At 64.0% G+C, this 17,517-nt stretch carries 16 protein-coding genes and 1 pseudogene; 9 read left to right on the forward strand and 8 right to left on the reverse strand.

Translation table 11 applies throughout. From position 1 onward, the window contains the following. A pseudogene (locus SO156_RS41430) lies at positions 1-282 on the reverse strand (hypothetical protein); the annotation flags it as partial. A gap of 125 nt (positions 283-407) precedes the next feature. On the opposite strand from SO156_RS41430, the gene SO156_RS41435 reads away from it, so the two are divergent. Next, a complete protein-coding gene (locus SO156_RS41435) occupies positions 408-1,349 on the forward strand; it encodes a LysR family transcriptional regulator (protein WP_498538830.1) in 942 nt (313 codons plus the stop codon). A 7-nt stretch (positions 1,350-1,356) separates the two neighbouring features. Here SO156_RS41435 and gor read toward each other — a convergent pair whose 3' ends face one another. Genes gor through rpiA form a run of 3 tightly spaced genes read right to left on the reverse strand, consistent with a single transcriptional unit; the run spans position 1,357 to position 4,028 of the window. Next, positions 1,357-2,745 (reverse strand): glutathione-disulfide reductase, encoded by a 1,389-nt coding sequence (gor, locus tag SO156_RS41440; protein WP_498538831.1) that lies wholly within the window; start codon positions 2,743-2,745, stop codon positions 1,357-1,359. Between the two features lie 33 nt (positions 2,746-2,778). Then, positions 2,779-3,312 (reverse strand): DUF2059 domain-containing protein, encoded by a 534-nt coding sequence (locus SO156_RS41445; protein WP_458143241.1) that lies wholly within the window; start codon positions 3,310-3,312, stop codon positions 2,779-2,781. Between the two features lie 2 nt (positions 3,313-3,314). After that, positions 3,315-4,028, reverse strand: a complete 714-nt coding sequence (gene rpiA / locus SO156_RS41450) for a ribose-5-phosphate isomerase RpiA (protein ID WP_498538832.1) — start codon at positions 4,026-4,028, stop codon at positions 3,315-3,317. Positions 4,029-4,223: 195 nt separating this feature from the next. Here rpiA and gph point away from each other — a divergent pair, with 195 nt between their 5' ends. The 5 genes from gph to SO156_RS41475 all read left to right on the forward strand — a co-directional run bounded on the left by gph (position 4,224) and on the right by SO156_RS41475 (position 9,123). After that, positions 4,224-4,916, forward strand: a complete 693-nt coding sequence (gene gph, locus SO156_RS41455) for a phosphoglycolate phosphatase (RefSeq protein ID WP_458143237.1) — start codon at positions 4,224-4,226, stop codon at positions 4,914-4,916. A 129-nt stretch (positions 4,917-5,045) separates the two neighbouring features. Then, a complete protein-coding gene (locus SO156_RS41460) occupies positions 5,046-5,543 on the forward strand; it encodes a hypothetical protein (RefSeq protein WP_498538833.1) in 498 nt (165 codons plus the stop codon). 109 nt (positions 5,544-5,652) lie between these two features. Beyond that, a complete protein-coding gene (gene moaA, locus SO156_RS41465; RefSeq protein ID WP_498538834.1) occupies positions 5,653-6,687 on the forward strand; it encodes a GTP 3',8-cyclase MoaA in 1,035 nt (344 codons plus the stop codon). A 295-nt stretch (positions 6,688-6,982) separates the two neighbouring features. Further along, positions 6,983-7,522, forward strand: coding sequence for a TRAP transporter small permease subunit (locus SO156_RS41470; protein ID WP_458143232.1), 540 nt, complete (start codon positions 6,983-6,985; stop codon positions 7,520-7,522). Continuing rightward, positions 7,519-9,123: a TRAP transporter large permease gene (locus SO156_RS41475; RefSeq protein WP_498538835.1), complete on the forward strand. Its 1,605-nt coding sequence runs from the start codon at positions 7,519-7,521 to the stop codon at positions 9,121-9,123. The genes SO156_RS41470 and SO156_RS41475 overlap by 4 nt, the downstream gene beginning before the upstream one ends. Positions 9,124-9,257: 134 nt before the next feature. Here the strand turns inward: SO156_RS41475 and SO156_RS41480 are convergent, their stop codons facing one another. Continuing rightward, on the reverse strand, positions 9,258-9,392 hold the full coding sequence (locus SO156_RS41480) for a hypothetical protein (RefSeq protein ID WP_498538836.1): 135 nt from the start codon (positions 9,390-9,392) through the stop codon (positions 9,258-9,260). A gap of 118 nt (positions 9,393-9,510) precedes the next feature. Continuing rightward, complete coding sequence (locus SO156_RS41485) at positions 9,511-9,705, reverse strand: Hcp family type VI secretion system effector (RefSeq protein ID WP_458143227.1); 195 nt, start codon at positions 9,703-9,705, stop codon at positions 9,511-9,513. A 212-nt stretch (positions 9,706-9,917) separates the two neighbouring features. Between SO156_RS41485 and SO156_RS41490 the strand changes: the two genes are divergently transcribed. Beyond that, positions 9,918-10,082 (forward strand): hypothetical protein, encoded by a 165-nt coding sequence (locus SO156_RS41490; protein WP_458143226.1) that lies wholly within the window; start codon positions 9,918-9,920, stop codon positions 10,080-10,082. Between the two features lie 176 nt (positions 10,083-10,258). On the opposite strand, the gene SO156_RS41495 is transcribed toward SO156_RS41490, so the two are convergent. Further along, the gene (locus tag SO156_RS41495; protein ID WP_498538837.1) at positions 10,259-11,602 is read right to left on the reverse strand and encodes a sensor histidine kinase; all 1,344 of its coding nucleotides are present in this window, start codon (positions 11,600-11,602) and stop codon (positions 10,259-10,261) included. 1 nt (position 11,603) lies between these two features. After that, positions 11,604-12,278 (reverse strand): response regulator transcription factor, encoded by a 675-nt coding sequence (locus tag SO156_RS41500; RefSeq protein WP_458143222.1) that lies wholly within the window; start codon positions 12,276-12,278, stop codon positions 11,604-11,606. Positions 12,279-13,000: 722 nt separating this feature from the next. Between SO156_RS41500 and SO156_RS41505 the strand changes: the two genes are divergently transcribed. Both SO156_RS41505 and SO156_RS41510 read left to right on the forward strand, forming a co-directional pair. After that, positions 13,001-14,203, forward strand: a complete 1,203-nt coding sequence (locus SO156_RS41505) for an efflux RND transporter periplasmic adaptor subunit (RefSeq protein ID WP_458143221.1) — start codon at positions 13,001-13,003, stop codon at positions 14,201-14,203. 48 nt (positions 14,204-14,251) lie between these two features. Then, positions 14,252-17,503 (forward strand): efflux RND transporter permease subunit, encoded by a 3,252-nt coding sequence (locus SO156_RS41510; protein ID WP_498538838.1) that lies wholly within the window; start codon positions 14,252-14,254, stop codon positions 17,501-17,503. Positions 17,504-17,517: the final 14 nt, after the last annotated feature.

The following is a 17,517-nucleotide window of genomic DNA, read 5'->3' on the forward strand; positions in this document are numbered from 1 at the left end:
CAACACGCGCGACGGCTCGACCATCTCGTCGCAAGGCGCTGTCGCCGGGATCGCTCCCGCTGGCTCCGTTGCCCCTGCGCCCACCGATTGCTTGACGAGATCGAGCGCCGCGATCGGCCAGCGGCGGCTTCTGTCCACCATGACCGGCGGCGGCACGACATTGTCGCGCACCAGTTGCTCGAAGCGGCCGGCGGTGACGCCGACATAGGCAGCCGCGCGGCGCCGATCGATCAAACCGTGCGGCTCCGCCGCCTCCAGCGCGCACGCGCTCTTCCCTTCCACCGCCTAATCCCCTTTCCGCCCCCGCCCCTGGCGGCCGCGGCGGAAACTAGGCCCAAGGACTGCTCTCGAAAAGAAGAGAATTTCGTACGCCTTGCTGCCGAAACGGCAACGGCTATAGTCCAGCGATGCGATTTCATGCCCCCGCCCTCTATTACTTCCACGCCGTGCGCCGGACCGGCTCGATCCGGGCCGCTGCGCGGACCCTCAACGTCGCCTCGTCGGCGGTCAGCCGGCAGGTCCTCAAGCTGGAAGAGGAGATTGGCGCGCCACTGTTCGAGCGGACAGCGCGCGGCCTGACACTGACCACGGTCGGCGAGATGCTGGCCCGGCACGTCATGACCGTACTCCAGGACCACGACCGCTTCCGCTCCGACGTCCAGTCGCTGTCGGGCACATGGCGCGGCTCGGTGAGCATCGCCTGCATCGAGTCGCTTGCGGAATCGCTGCTGCCCGACCTGATCGCGTCGCATCGCGGCCGCGCCCGCCGCGTCACCTTCGCCACGCAGGTGATGGGATCAGCCGACGTGCTGGACGCGCTGAGCCGCGGCGAAGCCGACATCGGCATCGCGATGGCGCTGCGCCATCCCCAGGATCTGCGCCAGGTCGCGCTGAAGCGCTTCCGGCTCGGTGCAATCGTTGCGGCCGATCATCCGCTGGCGCGGCGCCGGAACGTGACGCTGGCGCAATGTCTCGCCTTTCCGATCATCCACGCGCTTCCGGAGCTGTCGATCTACCATTTGCTCCAGCCATTGATCGCGCAGCTTCCGAATACGCCGGAGCCGGCCGTAGAGGCCAACTCGATCGACCTGATGCGCGAATTGGCGGCGCGCGGCGTCGGCGTTGCGATCCAGACCCAGATCGGCATCGGCCGCCTCGCGAAGAGCGGACAGCTCAAATTCCTGCCGCTGGACAACGCCGGCAGTCCGGTGTGGTCGGACCTTGGCGTTTACGTCCGCGCCGAACGGGTCCTGCCCGCCTATACGGAATCGTTTCTCGGGGAGTTGGTGCGCGAACTCGGCGATCGCGAGCGGCAGGAGAACGCCGACCACGGAAAGGTCGGCGTGTAAGGCGCCCCTACTCCGCGGCCTGCCGCACGTGGCGCGCGGTTGGCGTGCGCATGGTGACGAGTTCTTCGGCCGCCGTCGGATGCAGCGCGATGGTCGCGTCGAAATCGGCTTTGGTCGCCTTCATCTTCACGGCGATCGCGACCGCCTGGATGATTTCGGCCGCGGCATCGCCGACGATGTGGCAGCCGAGCACCCGGTCGGAGGTACCGTCGACGACGAGCTTCATCAGCACGCGGGTGTCGCGGCCGGACATCGTCGCCTTGATCGGGCGGAAGGTCGCCTTGTAGATGTCGACGTGGCTGAATTGCGCGCGCGCTTCGGTCTCGGTCAGGCCGACGGTGCCGACCTCCGGCTGCGAGAACACGGCGGTGGGGATGTTGGCGTGGTCGACCCGCACCTCGCGCTTGCCGAACACGGTGTCGGCGAAGGCATGGCCCTCGCGGATCGCAACCGGCGTCAGGTTGAAGCGATGGGTGACGTCGCCAATGGCGTAGATGCTGTCCACCGAGCTCCTCGAGAAACCGTCGACCGCGATGCCGCCGTTCTGCGGGTTGATCGCGACACCGGCCTTCTCGAGGCCCAGATTGGCGACAGCGGGATGGCGACCGATCGCGAACATCACCTGGTCGGAGGCCACGCTCGAGCCGTTCGACAGATGGGTGGTGAACTCGTCACCGTGACGATCGACCTTGGTCACCGTGCAGCCGGTCAGGATGGTGATCCCTTGCTTCTCCATCTCGCTGCGGACGTGGGCGCGGACGTCGTCGTCAAAACCGCGCAAAACGTTGTCGCCGCGATAGATCACCGTGACGTCGGAGCCGTAGCCGGCAAAGATGCCGGCGAATTCCAGGGCGATATAGCCGCCGCCCTGGATCACGATCCGCTTCGGCAACTGCTTGAGATGAAACGCTTCGTTGGAAGAGATGACGTGCTCGATGCCGGGAATCGCCGCGCCATGGTTGGGCGCGCCGCCGGTGGCGATCAGGATGTATCTTGCGGTGATCGTCTTGTCGTTCTCGAGCAGGCGGATGCTGTGGGCATCCTCGATAACTGCGCGGCTCTTTACGATGCGCGCGCCCGACTTCTCGACATTGGTGGTGTAGGCCGCCTCGAGCCGCGCGATCTCCTTGTCCTTGTTGGCGATCAGCGTCGGCCAGTCGAAGCTCGCTGATGGAATCGTCCAGCCGAAGCCCGCGGCGTCCTCGATCTCGTGGCGGACATGCGATCCGATCACGAACAGCTTTTTCGGCACGCAGCCGCGGATCACGCAAGTCCCGCCCATGCGGTACTCTTCCGCGATCATCACGCGCGCGCCATGACCGGCCGCGATGCGAGCGGCGCGCACGCCGCCCGAACCACCACCGATGACAAAGAGGTCGACGTCGAATTCAGCCATTGTCCACTCCGACCACTCTGTCTCTCGTCCTCGTCACATGTCCTTGCCGCGCTTCTTCATCTCGGCGCGGAAAGCGCTCGCGACAACCTCGGAGAAGTTCTGCGCCCACGAATTCGTGAAGGCCATGCCCTGTTCGATCGCGCGGGGCTCGGCGGTAATCAGCTTCTGCCCGAGCGGAGACTTGTAGAACGTCACGAGATCCTTGAGTTCCTGCTCGGTGAACTGGGCGGCATAGGCCTGTGCCATGCCTTCACCGATCTCCTTCTCGCGGCCGGTGAGCTGCTGCACCACCACCGGTGCCAGCTCGTTGAGGTCCTTCTGGTAGTTGAGGTTCTGCCCGATCAGCGCGCCCTTGACCTTCTCCACCATGCCGGGAACGGCATTGGCATAGAGCGCGTTGGCGTTCTTCATGGTCAGGATCTCCTTGGCGGCCGCGATCGCCGCGGGCGAGGCCTTGGGCGCTGCCGCCTGCTGGGCCGCCGCCGGGACGGCGCCAAAAGCCAATCCCAAGCCGGCCAGTCCCAAGGCGAGTCCGGCCACGGGCAGCATCTTCAAAACACTCTTCATTCCTAGTCTCCTTTCGGCTTTCGCCGTTCAATCACGCGGATTCCCTCGCCGCCCGCCAGAACGGCAGAGCCGGCCAAGCCGATGAACAGTCCATGCTCCACCACGCCGGGGATCACGCTCAACGCGAGCGCGAGCCGAGCGGGATCCTCGATCCGTCCTAGATGGGCATCGAGGATCCAGTGGCCACCATCGGTGACGAAAACGTGGCCGTCCTTGGCCTTGCGGAGCGCCATTTGCCCGGAAACGCCGGTTTGCGCAAATGCCTTCTCGATCGCCCGCCGTGTCGCGCCAAGCCCGAACGGAATGACCTCTACCGGCAGCGGGAAACGGCCGAGCGTTGCAACCCATTTGCTGTCGTCGGCAATCACGATCATCCGATCGGAGGCCGCCGCGACGATCTTCTCCCGAAGCAGCGCACCGCCGCCGCCCTTGATCAGGTTGAGCTCGGGATCGATTTCGTCAGCACCGTCGACGGTGATGTCCAGATGATCGATCTCGTCCAGCGTGGTCAGCGGCACGCCGCAACGGACCGCGTCGGCACGCGTAGCTTCCGAGGTCGGCACGCCGATCACCTTGAGACCGGCGCGCACGCGCTCGCCGAGGAGCTCGACGAAATGCTTGGCCGTCGAACCGGTGCCGAGACCAAGCTGCATGCCGTCGCGCACCTCCTCGAGGGCGCGTGCAGCCGCCTGTCGCTTCAACTGGTCCATGTCCACGTTCGGGCCTGCCCTTGTGTGTGTCCTGAAAGTCTCACTCGAGGTCTCATTTGGAGAGACCGCCGAAATAAGTCGCATTCGGCGGCCTATCTAGCCCCGTTTTGGCCCGGAGAACAGGCCTGCGGGGCGAGGTTATAAGCTGATCTTATGTCGGCTCCGCTTGCGGAAGCTCCACCTTGCCGGTAGCGCATTATCATGACCGCTCACACCATCGTCTTCGATCTCGACGGCACGCTTGTGGATACGGCGCCCGACCTGATCAGCGCTTTGAACCATGTGCTGGACCGCGAGGGCCTGCCGGCCGTACCGATGCAATCGGCCCGCAACATGATCGGCGCCGGCGCGCGCAAGCTGATCGAGCGGGGCCTGGAGGCCGAAGGCCGGATCGTCGGTGTCGAAGACATCAACCGGTTGACGGCGGATTTCATCGCTTATTACGCCGACCATATCGCCGATGAATCGCGCCCGTTCGAGGGGCTGGAGGCCGCGCTCGACCATCTCGCGGAGCGCGGCCACCGCCTGGCGGTCTGCACCAACAAGCTCGAATGGCTCTCCAGGCGGCTGCTGGACGCGCTGGGCCTCTCCCCGCGATTTGCCGCCATCTGCGGCGCCGACACCTTCGGGGTACAGAAGCCCGACCCGACAATCCTGCGCGAGACGGTGGCCCGCGCCGGCGGACAGCTCGCCGCCAGCATCATGGTCGGGGATGCCGGAACCGACGTTGGGGTGGCCCGGCGCGCCGGTGTTCCCGTGATCGGCGTCAGCTTCGGCTACACCGATGTGCCGATCGAGGAACTCAAGCCTGACCGCCTGATCCATCACATGCGCGATCTGCCGGCAGCGGCGACGAGCCTGATGGGGCGCTTGAGCGTCAAGGCAACTGCCTGATATTGCTAAGAAAAATGTCGAATTAACCATTCATTAACCATGCACGCCCGGCCCGTTGCGTGGGTAGACCGGCAAACCTAAGGTCGCGCTTGGGATGGTGGCAGTTCGTCGCAGTGGGATGTGATGGTCATGCGTCGTGTGATTGCGATTGCGTTTGCGGGGGCGAGCCTGGCCGGCTGCTCCTCCTTTTCGTGGGACATGTTCAAGTCGGCGCCCCCGGCCATCCAGGTCCGGCTCGAATCGACCCCACCAGGCGCTGAGGCCGCAACCTCGCTCGGTCCGGGCTGCAAGACACCCTGCTCGGTGTCGGTTCCCGCCCCGGATGCTCCCTTCACCGTCAGCTACACGCTAGACAAGTACCTGCCGGCCTCAGTGCCGGTGAACGTCATCAAGACGCCCGGCGATTTCTCCACACCCGCCTCGGTCACAACCGACCCAAGTCCGGTATTCGTCGAGCTGCAGCCGGCCGTGCCGCCGAAACCGCTGAAGAAGCCGCATCGGCCGAAGAAGCCGAAGGCGCCAAAAGCGGCAGCGGCGCCCGCCGCGGCAGACTCTCCGTTCCCCGATCCGAACTCGGCGCCGCCTCCCGCCGCGCCGCCGCCGACAGCCCCCGCCCCTACGCGCTAATACGGTGCAGCGCACGATTGTCGGCAGTGGCGAGGATGCTTAGATTGCTTCCAAATGTGTTTGTCGCTGCGCAAAGCGCGGTGATGGCGATCGTGACAAGGCCTGTTGAATGAATGGACCCGCTGTGAGTCCCCTGTCCCCGCTGTCGAGCCCGATGACCGACCCGTTTGGCCGGACCATCACCTATTTGCGGGTTTCCGTCACCGATCGCTGCGACCTGCGCTGCTTCTACTGCATGTCTGAGGACATGACCTTCCTGCCCAAGGCAGACCTCTTGACGTTGGAGGAGCTCGACCGGCTGTGCTCGGCCTTCATCGCCAAGGGCGTGAAGAAGCTGCGGCTGACCGGCGGCGAGCCCCTGGTCCGCCGCAACGTGATGTCGTTGGTGCGCTCGCTGTCACGTCACCTCGCGAGCGGGAGCTTGCGCGAATTGACGCTGACCACCAACGGAACGCAACTGGCCAAGCATGCGCGGGAACTCGCCGATTGCGGCGTCCGCCGCATCAACGTCTCGCTCGACACGCTCGATCCGCAGAAGTTTCGCGAGATCACCCGCTGGGGCGAGATCGACAAGGTGCTGGAGGGCATCGAGGCGGCACGCGCGGCCGGGCTCGCGGTGAAGATCAACGCCGTGGCGCTGAAGAATCTCAACGAGGACGAGCTCCCCTCGCTGATGCGGTGGGCGCACGGCAAGGGCATGGGCCTGACGCTGATCGAGGTGATGCCGATGGGCGAGATCGGCTCGGGCCGCATCGACCAGTATCTGCCACTGTCGCTGGTGCGCGCGCGGCTCGCCCAGCAATTCACGCTGACGGACCTAAGCGAGACGACAGGCGGTCCGGCGCGCTATGTCAGCGTCGCGGAGACCGGCGGCAAGCTCGGCTTCATCACGCCGATGACCCACAACTTCTGCGAATCCTGCAACCGAGTGCGCATCACCTGCACGGGCACGCTACACACCTGCCTCGGCCATGAAGATGCCTCCGATTTGCGCAAGCCGCTGCGGGAGTCCGCCGAGGATACGCTGCTTGCGGCTGCGATCGACCGTGCGATCGGCCTCAAGCCCAAAGGGCACGATTTCATCATCGACCGCCGGCACAACCGCCCGAGCGTCAGCCGGCACATGAGCGTTACTGGCGGCTAGGACATTTACGGGGCCGCCTCTAACCTAACCCCCTGAGCACGCGTCAATTTGCCCATTTTTCCGATTGACGGCGCGCGAGCCCGCTGAAATGGTGCCTGCGCCTTGGCTGTCCGGCAGCATAAGCCGGCGCGCTGCCTTGAAGGCGAGCGCGATCAAGACGGCAAGGCACGAGGGGAGGACTGTCGCTGCAATCGCTCCGGATGACGAGCCGTCAAGGTCGCGTGCCTTTAGCGCGCCGGCCGTGCGATGCATGCACATGCACCCATGAATGAAGGCCGCGGCGGAGAAAAGTAAGATGCGTCCATTGTTGGCGGTGAGCAACGTCATCGACCTCCTCAATGAAAAAATCGGCAATATCTGTAACCTGCTGGTGCTGCTGGCGTGCCTCGTCAGTGCCGCCAATGCCATGATCCGCTACGCCTTCAGCTACTCGTCGAACGGCTGGCTGGAACTGCAATGGTACATGTTCGCCGTGCTCGTGATGTTCGGCGCGTCCTATACCTTCAAGCGCAACGAGCATGTCCGCGTCGAGATCTTCTATCTGATGCTGTCCGAGCGCGGCCAGCTCTGGCTCGACCTGATCGGCACGCTGTTCTTCCTGATCCCCTCCTGCCTCCTGCTCGCAAAACTCTCCTGGCCGTTCTTCATGCAGGCCTATGACGTCGGCGAGATGTCCGGCAATGCCGGCGGCCTGATCCGCTGGCCAATCAAGTTCGTGATCCCCGCAGGCTTCGTCATGCTGGCGCTGCAGGGTGTGTCTGAAGTCATCAAGCGTATCGCGGCTCTCCAGGGCTATGTGACGATCGACGCCAAGTACGAGAGACCGACCCAATGACCATTACGCTGGAGATGATGCCGCCGATGATGTTCGGCGGCCTGGTGGTGGCGATGCTGATCGGCTACCCGGTCGCGTTCACGCTGGCGGCGCTCGGCCTTTCCTTCGGCTTTCTCGCGATCCATCTCGGCTTCTTCGACCTGAACTTCCTTCAGGCGATTCCCGGCCGCGTGTTCGGCAGCGTGCTCGCCAACGAACTGCTGCTCGCGATCCCCTTCTTCACCTTCATGGGCGCTGTGCTGGAGCGATGCGGGCTCGCCGAGGACATGCTGGATTCCATGGGCCAGCTGTTCGGCCCGATCCGCGGCGGCCTCGGCTACTCGGTCATCATCGTCGGCTTCATCCTCGGCGCCATCACCGGCACGGTGGCGGCGCAGGTGATCGCCATGGCCCTGATCTCGATGCCGGTCATGATCCGCTACGGCTACAACATCCGCTACATCACCGGCGTGCTGGCGGCTTCCGGCACCATCACGCAGCTCGTGCCGCCCTCGCTGGTGCTGATCGTGCTCGCCGACCAGCTCGGCAAATCCGTCGGTGACATGTATCTCGGCGCCTGGGGTCCCTCGATCTTCCAGATCGTCCTGTTCGCCGGCTACACCTTCATGCTCGGCATCTTCAAGCCGAGCCACGTTCCGGCGGTCCCGAAAGAGGCGCGCACGCTGACCGGATGGGCGCTGTGGAAGAAGTGCCTGCTCGGCATCATCCCCTCCGCCGTCCTGATCTTCGTGGTGCTCGGCACCATGATGCTGGGCCTTGCGACCCCGACCGAAGCGGGCGCGATGGGCGCCGTCGGCGCCATCGTCCTCGCCGCCATCCACCACAAGGACTTCTCCTCCACGGGACGCAAGATCCTGATCATCGGCGTCATCACCGCCGGCATCGGCACGATCGTCGCGATGCTGTTCAGCGAGAACATCGTCTTCAAGATCGCCTATGCGATCACCTACCTCGCGGTCGCCTGGATCTGCATCGAGGCGGCCCGCATCCCCGACCTGCGCGATTTGATCAAGCAGGGCTACGAGACGACCATGCGCATCACCTGCATGGTCACCTTCATCCTGATCGGCTCGACCTGCTTCTCGATCGTGTTCCTCGGCTGCAACGGCGGCGTCTGGCTCGAGCACCTGCTCACGTCCCTGCCCGGCGGCGTCTGGGGCTTCCTGATCTTCATCAACCTCTTCATCTTCTTCGTCGCGTTCTTCCTCGACTTCTTCGAGATCGCCTTCATCATCCTGCCGATGATCGCTCCGATCGCACAGAAGATGCTGGCGCCGGTGGTCGGCCCCGACGCCGCGCTGATCTGGTTCGGCGTCATGCTCTGCGTGAACATGCAGACCTCGTTCCTGCATCCGCCGTTCGGCTTCGCGCTGTTCTACCTGCGTGGCGTCGCGCCGCGCTCGGTGAAGAGCTCGGACATCTACTGGGGTGCTGTGCCCTGGATCGGATTGCAGATGATCATGGTGCTGCTCGTGATCGTCTTCCCGTCCGTGGTGACGGGCCTGCTCGACAAGCCGGTCAATGTCGACCTCGACAAGGTGAAGATCGAGGTGCCGCAGATCGACCTGCCCCCGCTCGACCTCGGCCCGCCGCAAAAGTAGCTGACGCGAACGCGACTGCTTCCCCTTCTCTCCTTGTGGGAGAAGGGCACGCACTGGCGGGCCTCCGGTCACTCCGCGGCCGCCTAACACCGCCGTCCATGCTCACGGCCGAGAACTCGACAGCCGTGCTTCCCTCAGAGAATGATGGACGCCTTATCGAGATATTTTTGACATTGCAGGTCGCCGTGCAGGATTTTGCCCGAACCGCTTCCAGAAGACTGTGAACCGCCGGCCGCTCTCTCAAGGTCGCATTCGCTCAGTTCTGCCATGGGAACGTGGCCTTCGAGGTCCTTGTCATTGGGCTACCGTGTCATGATGTTGTTTCTTTGCTTTCCAACACCAGCGCTCATCTCAGAGCGATAATGCCGGTGATTGACATCTTTTAGCTCACGCTACGGCACCTTGAGCGAGGCTCCATTTGGCGGCAACGTTACCCTTGGCGGTGCCATCCGGCTTCTGCTCGGTGTACTTAAATTCTACTTCCGTGTAGCTGAGTGAAAGGGATCCACCAGTGGCTTTCGCTAGCAGTTCGTCGTTCAATTCGCATTTCGAAAGCTTTTGAACTGTGTTGAGGCTGCTCATGATCTACTCCTTGATGAGGATATGAGCATGCTCCATCTGCTTCGCAGGGCCTGTGACGGATATCACCCTGCTCACGCGACCGCGCGGGACATGACAGACTGGCCGGACAGCGTCGGGAGGTCCCAGCACTGAGCTAGTGATCAAAGTCACATACTTGGTTGGATCGTCGGTTGAGTATCGCCGCCAGGCTATCGGCTACTCAGGAGAGAGACATGACCAAACCCTCACTGCAGGACCAACCGACCATGACAACCGGTAAGGCCAAGATCGAGTTGGCGGAGCAGGAGTTGAGCCGGGTCACCGGTGGTGGAAAGACCGGTGGGAAGCCACTCGAGTTTCTAACAATTACAATGAAGCTGGTTACCGTAAGCTCCTAAGTGCCGCAAATCGCAGACGCGGCGATCTCCTCCCTCCTCGGACGGAGGAAGATGCCGCCGGTCGGCAAGCCCGACCTTTTTCAATGTGAGCTCGCTGTGCGCGACTCTTCGGCAACGCCCGTCCTGAAGCCGGCCGCGGTCAAGGCATCTCGACAAAGAGTTCAGCCCACCCTGTGCTACGAAGGGACCGGTGCAGGGCTCTGACCCGCCAGCTTGAAGCACAGCGTGAACTGCGCGCCGCCGCCGGGGAGGTTTTCGACGGCGATGCTCGCCGCGTGATCCTCCGCGACGCCGCGCACGATCGACAGCCCGAGGCCCGCACCATCGCTGCGCTGGCGGTCGGCGCGCCAGAAGCGCTGGAAGATCAGCTCGCGCTCGGCTTCCGCGATGCCCGGACCGCAGTCGCGCACCCGCACCACGCCATCGCCGCTGACCTCGACGTCGACGGCGGTATCCCTCGCGGTGAACTTGATGGCGTTTTCCGCAAGATTGAAGATCGCCCGTTGCAGCATCTCGGAATTGCCGTGGATCAGGACCGGCGCATCGGTGCCCTTCAGCGCGATGTCCTTGTTCTGGGCAAGCGCCAGCGGCGCGATCGAGCCGATCACCTCGGCGCAGACGGCACGCAGGTCCGCGGTCTCGCCGGGATCGAGCACCAGCGTATCGAGCTCGGCGATCTCCAGCAGCTGCGCGACGATCCGGCTCATGCCCTCGATGTCGGCATGCAACGCCTCCCTGGCCGCGCCGTCGCCCAATGTCTCGATCCGGGTGCGCAGGATCGCGAGCGGCGTGCGCAGCTGATGCGCGGCATCCGCGGTGAACTGCCGTTGCACGCGAAAGCCGTCCTCGAGCCGGTCGAGCGCCTGGTTGACGGCGGTGACCAGCGGCATGATCTCGCGCGGGATCTGCTCCGTCGGCAGGCGGATATCGGTGCGCGCAGGGCTGATATTGGTCGCCTCCTCCGAGGCCTTCAGCAGTGGCGAGATGGCGCGGCGGAAGATGATGATGTCGGTGGCGAGCAGGACCAGAAGGATCGGAATCGTGATCCACCCGACGCGGCGGAAGAAATTGGCGACGATGTCGTCGATGATGACGTCGCGATGGGCGAGATCCTCGGCGACCTGGATGCGCACGGTCTTGTCGTCGATGGTGCGCGTTACGCCCGCGCCGGAAATGGTCTCCGAAGCCGCCGCGCCGGTCTTCTTGTGCGAAGAGAACAGCACCCTGCCCTCGGCATCGCTGATGTCATATTGGTAGCGGCCATAGGCCTCCGAATAGAGGCCGCGGAGGCTGTCTGGCAGGTTGAACGTGATCCTGCCGTCCGGCTGCACGGCGATGCGTTCGGCGAGCACCTCGGCCTGCGCCCGCATGGCGTCGCGATGCAAATGGTCGATCTCGGAATTCAACAGCCAGAACAGCACCAGCGGCAGGAAGATCGCGACCACCGCGACCGCAACGATGTGCAGGAAGACGATGCGCCAGATCAGCGATTTGAACGTCGGTGGCCTCAGGCGCAGCACGCTATTTCTCCTCGGCCATCAGATAGCCGACGCCGCGGATGGTATGGATCACGACTTTGGCGCCGTGCTCGGCGAGCTGCTTGCGCAGCCGCGAGACGTAGACTTCCACGGCGTTGGACGCCACCTCGCCCTCGAGCCCGAAGATGTGATCCTCGACGTTCTTCTTAGGCACAACCCGCCCCTGCCGCCGCAGCAAGATCTCCAGCACCGAGGTCTCGCGCGCGGAGATGATCCGCGGCTGGTCGTCGACGAATATCTGCCGGCTCTCGGTGTCGTAGACGAGGTTGGCAAGGCGCAGCGAGCGGCCGAGCAACTGGCCGGGGCGGCGCAGGATCGCCTCCAGCCGCGCCACCAGCTCCTCGAGCGCGAACGGCTTGGCGAGATAATCATCGGCGCCGCTGCGCAGGCCGTTGACCCGATCCTGCAAGCCGCCGCGCGCGGTCAGCACCAGCACCGGCAACGGGTCCATGTGGCGGCGCAGCTCGCGCAGCACTGCAAGACCGTCGCCATCGGGCAGGCCGAGATCGAGGATCATCGCGGCATAGCTGACGTTGCGCACCGCCTCGCGCGCCTCGGCCGCGCTGCTGACGATGTCGCTCTCATAGCCCGCCGCGGTCAGGCCGTTCGCAACGAGCCGCGACAGCTCGACATTGTCCTCGACGATCAGAAGACGCATCTCAGGTGAAGTCCAATGATTTCCATTGTTCGGAAGGAACGCACTCGCAGTATATCGGTAGTCTCATCCTTTCGTCATGGAATCACCGCGCTTGCCAGCACATGGCGGCCGCATCCCAGGAGGCCGTCAGGTTGGTGTAAGATCGACCTACTAACATACTCTAGGTCGCTGCCGATGCAATCAGCGGACATGCCGGTCAATCGCCAACCCACATCGCGCGACCCAGTAATTTCAAAATTCGCGCTGCCCGTCTTTACGGCAATCCATTCGATCGTGAGGCAATTCGATGGCGAAGCAGTTGCCTTCTTCGCAGATCCAGAGATGATGTCATGTCTCTTCGATCCACGCCTCTGAGCCGCAGTGCCGCACGCTGGATTGCATTCATTTCGGCCGGTATCTCGGGGATACTTGCGCTCGAGGTTGCCCTGTCCCTTGGCCTGTTTGCATGGAATGGCGAGCCGCATGCCCCGGCAGACCTTGGGACACAGTCGCGGCAGGCAGCGGCCGCAGCCGCAGCCGCAATCGTTTCGGTCATCGCCCAAATCATCGGAAAAGCGTCATAATCAGCGAGAGAACCGATAGGTTCGGGCCTGTCAGATTGACGTAAGGCGAGCTTGCTAACACAGTTCCGCGCGCTGGAGTTGCTGGGTTGCAAATGCTCAGCAACCCTGACACGTGAGGCGCAAACGCATCCAAAGGAATCTGGGGTGGCAGGAGCGAAGATGGCATCTCGCATCAAGCATGCGGGCTATGCAGTAGCCGTCGCGGCGGTCGCGGTCTTCTTGACCGGCGCCTGGCTACTCAGCCGCACCCAGGACATTCGCTCGGCGAAGGCCGCGGACACGGACACCAAGAGCAACGTCGATGTCGCGCAGCAAACAGTCGGAGTCAGCGAGAAGCAAGCCGACGGCTTCAAGATTCTGGCGGCCGAGCCGCGCGCCTTTCGCGTGACGAAGAACGCGGTCGGCTCGATCGACTTCAACCAGAACATGCTGGTTCAGGCGTTCACTCCCAACCCGGGCAAGATCGTCGATACCATCCTCAACGTCGGCGATACCGTGAGCAAAGGGCAGCCCCTGTTCACGATCGACAGCCCCGATCTGCTCCAGGCCGAATCCACCCTGCTGGCCGCCGCGGGCGTGCTGGAGCTCCAGACCCGGACCCTCAATCGCGTCAAGCAGCTTCTGAAGACCGGCGGTGGCGCACAGAAGGACGTCGATCAGGCAACCTCCGATCAGCAGACCGCCGAAGGCAATTACAAGGCCGCTCGCGACGCCGTGCGCATCTTCGGCAAGACCGACGAGGAGGTCGACCGCATCCTCGCGGACCGCAAGGTCGACTCCATCCTGCGCGTGCTAAGTCCGATCTCGGGCAAGATCGTGGCCCGCACCGCCGCGCCCGGCCTCTACGTCCAGCCGGGGAATGCGCCGGCGCCGTATACGCTTGCCGACCTCTCCACCATGTGGATGGTCGCCAATGTCATCGAGACCGACGCCCCCGCCTATCAGCTTGGCCAGCCGGTGGCGGTGAGCGTTCCCGCCTACCCCGGAGAGGTATTCCGGGGCTCTGTGACGACACTCGGGCTGAACATCGACCCGAGCACGCATCGGCAACTGGTCCGCTCGGTGATCGAAGATCCCGATCACAAGCTCCGCGCCGGCATGCTCGCCAGTTTTTCCATCGAGATCGAAGGTCCGAAAACGTCGATCGCGGTCCCCTCGGACGCGATCGTCCGCGAAGGTGACGGTTCCATGACAGTGTGGGTCACCACCGACCGCCGCCACTTCCAGAGGCGCGCGGTGAAGGTCGGGCTGGAGCAGAACGGATGGCGCCAGATCGTTGAGGGACTGAACCCCGGTGAGCTGGTGGCCTCAACCGGTGCAATCTTCCTCAGCAACAAGTTTGCGATCGCGGTCACAGGCTGAACCTCGCATCCGTCAACCGCGCCCGCCACTCAGTACAAGTAAACGGCCTTGATCAAGAGCATCCTCCAGTTCGGCCTGACCCGCAGCGCGATCATCGTGCTCGGCCTCGTCGTGTTCTGCGCCGCAGGCCTTGCGGCCTTCAGCAAGCTGAACATCGAGGCCTATCCCAATCCGGCGCCCGTGATCCTGGAGATCACCGCGCAGGCACCGGGTCTGTCGGCCGAGGAGATGGAGAAGTACTACACGATCCCGATGGAGGTCGGCCTCTATCCGACGCCCGGCGTCGTCAACATCCGCTCGACTTCGTTCTACGGCCTGTCCTTCGTCCGCGTCACCTTCCGCTACGGCGTCGACTATTATTTCGCGCTGACGCAGGCCGCCAACAGCATCCAGCAGAACATCACCCTGCCCGGCAATCTGGTGCCGACCATCCAGCAGTCGAGCCTGGTCGGTGAGATCTATCGCTACCAGCTCGTCGGCCCGCCGAATTTCGGCCTGACCAACTTGCGCACCTTGCAGGACTACGTCGTCACCCGGCGCCTGATGACCATTCCCGGCGTGGTCCAAATCAACTCCTGGGGCGGCACCACCAAGCAGTTCAATGTCGACGCCGACCTCGCAAAGCTGGAATCCTACAACATCACTGTGCCACAGCTCGTCTCCGCGCTTGGCAATTCCAACGCCAATGTCGGCGGCCGCGAGATCGCGATCGGGCAGCAGTCGGTCAACATCCGCGGCATCGGCCTGATCGATTCCGGGGGCGCCGACGACGTCACCAAGGGCTACCGGGTCAGCGACATCGAGAACATCGTCCTCACCCAGCAGAACGGGCTTCCGATCCAGATCAAGGACGTCGCCAAGGTCTCGATCGGCTACGTGCCGCGGCTCGGCATCGCCGGCAAGGACAAGGAAGACGACATCACCGCCGCGATCGTCGTGATGGGACGGACCCAGCACACCAACGACATCATCCCGAAGGTCCAGGACGAGGTTGCCAAGATCAACAGCGACGGCACCCTGCCGCCGGGCGTCAAGATCGTGCCGTATTACGACCGCAGCACGCTGGTTGGGGTCACGACACACACTGTGCTGCACAACCTGGTGTTCGGCTGCCTCCTGGTGTTCGTGATCCAGTGGGTTTTCCTCGGCAATCTGCGCAGCGCGATGATCGTGGCCGCCAACATTCCGTTCGCGCTGTTCTTCGCCATCATCATCCTGGTGCTGCAGGGCGAGGACGCCAATCTCCTGTCGCTCGGCGCGGTCGATTTCGGCATCATCGTCGATTCCGCCGTCATCATGATGGAGAACATCTTCCGCAATTTCCAATCGAACTCCGAGAGTCGCGCCCGCCTGCTCCAGAATCTGGCCGAAGGCTTTTGGGGTCCCGATCCGACCGCCCCGGCTCACGGCCAGCCGACCACGGTGCGCTGGACCGACCGCTTGAGGATGATCTTCGTCAGTGCACTCCAGGTCGATAAGGCCGTGTTCTTCACTGCCGCGATCACGGTGACGGCCTTCGTGCCGCTGTTCACGATGCAGGGCGTCGAAGGCCAGATCTTCGGGCCGATGGCGCGCACCTATGGCTACGCGCTCGCCGGCGCGCTGCTCGCGACCTTCACGGTGACGCCCGTGCTCGCCTCGCTGCTGCTGCCCGAGCACATCGAGGAGACCGAGACCGTCATCGTGCGCGGCCTGCGCAAGGTCTACACGCCGGTACTGCGCTGGGCGCTCGGCAGCGTCAGGCTCGCGGTGACCGCGGGCGTCATCTTCCTCGCCCTCTCGGGGCTTGCGGCGAGCCGGCTCGGCAGCGAGTTCCTGCCGGCGCTCGAAGAGGGCAATTTCTGGATCCGCGCCGCGATGCCGCCGACCATCTCGCTCGACGCCGGCACCGAGGCGACGCGCAAGATGCGCGAAATCCTGCTCCGTCATCCCGAGATCATCACGGTCGTCTCGCAGCACGGCCGGCCCGACAATGGCAGCGACGCTTCGCCCTTCTCCAATGTCGAGCTGTTCGCGCCGATCAAGCCGTTCGACGAATGGCCGCCCGGATTGACCAAGGAGAAGCTGACCGAGGAGCTCCAGAAGGAGTTCGACGAGGAGCTGCCCGGGATCACCTTCAACTTCTCCCAGTACATCCAGGACAATGTCGAGGAGGCCCTATCCGGCGTGAAGGGCGCCAATTCGGTCAAGGTCATCGGCCCCAATCTCGACGTGCTGGAACAGACCGCGGTCAAGGTGATGGACGTGATGCGCAACGTCAACGGCGTCGCCGATCTCGGCGTCTTCCATCTGGTCGGCCAGCCCAACCTCAACATCAGGGTCAATCGCGAGAAGACGGCCCGCTACGGGCTGAACACGGGCGACGTCACCACCGTGGTTCAGGCCGCGCTCGGCGGCAGCGTCGCCACCAACGTGCTGGAGGCCGACCGCACCTTTGGCGTCGCAGTGCGCCTCGACCCCAAATTCCGCCAGAACATCGATGAGATCCGCAGCCTGAAGGTTGCCTACCAGACGCCATCAGGCACCAATGCCTACATTCCCCTGAGCGAGCTTGCCGACATCTCGCTCGATACCGGCGCGCTGTTCATCTACCGCGAGAAGAGCCAACGCTACATCCCGATCAAGTTCAGCGTGCGCGGCCGCGATCTCGGCTCCACGGTCGCGGAGGCGCAGGCGCGCGTTGCCGACGCGGTGCAGCTTCCGACCGGTTACCGCATCATCTGGTCCGGCGAGTTCGACAATCTCGAGGCGGCGAAGGCCCGTCTCATGATCGTGCTGCCGGTGACCTTGCTGCTGATCTTCGTCCTGCTCTACAGCCTGTTCAACTCGGTGCGCGACAGCCTGCTGGCGCTCGCCGGCATTCCCTTCGCGGTCGGCGGCGGCCTGATCGCCCTTTATCTCGCCGATCTCGATTTCAGCATCTCGGCCGCGATCGGCTTCATCTCGCTGTTCGGCGTCGCGGTGATGGACGGTATCCTCAACATCACTTATTTCCGCGAGTTGCGCGCCTCGGGTCTCGGCATCGCCGAAGCCGTGTTCAACGGCGCCGAGCAGCGCATGCGGCCGATGCTGATGACCGCGCTGTCGGCCGGCGTCGGCCTGTTCCCGGCGGCGCTGTCGCACGGCATCGGCAGCCAGGTGCAGCGGCCGCTTGCCACCGTCGTGGTCGGCGGCATGTTCATCGGCCCGCTGCTGCTGCTCGTGGTCGCGCCGGCCCTGCGCAAGATATTCCTGTCGCGGGAGCGAGCGCCGTCCGAACAGGACAACGCGGCCCCCTCGCCGCCAGAAGTGGCCCATTAGGGAAGGCGAGGAGA

This window comes from Bradyrhizobium sp. UFLA05-125, assembly GCF_059803515.1.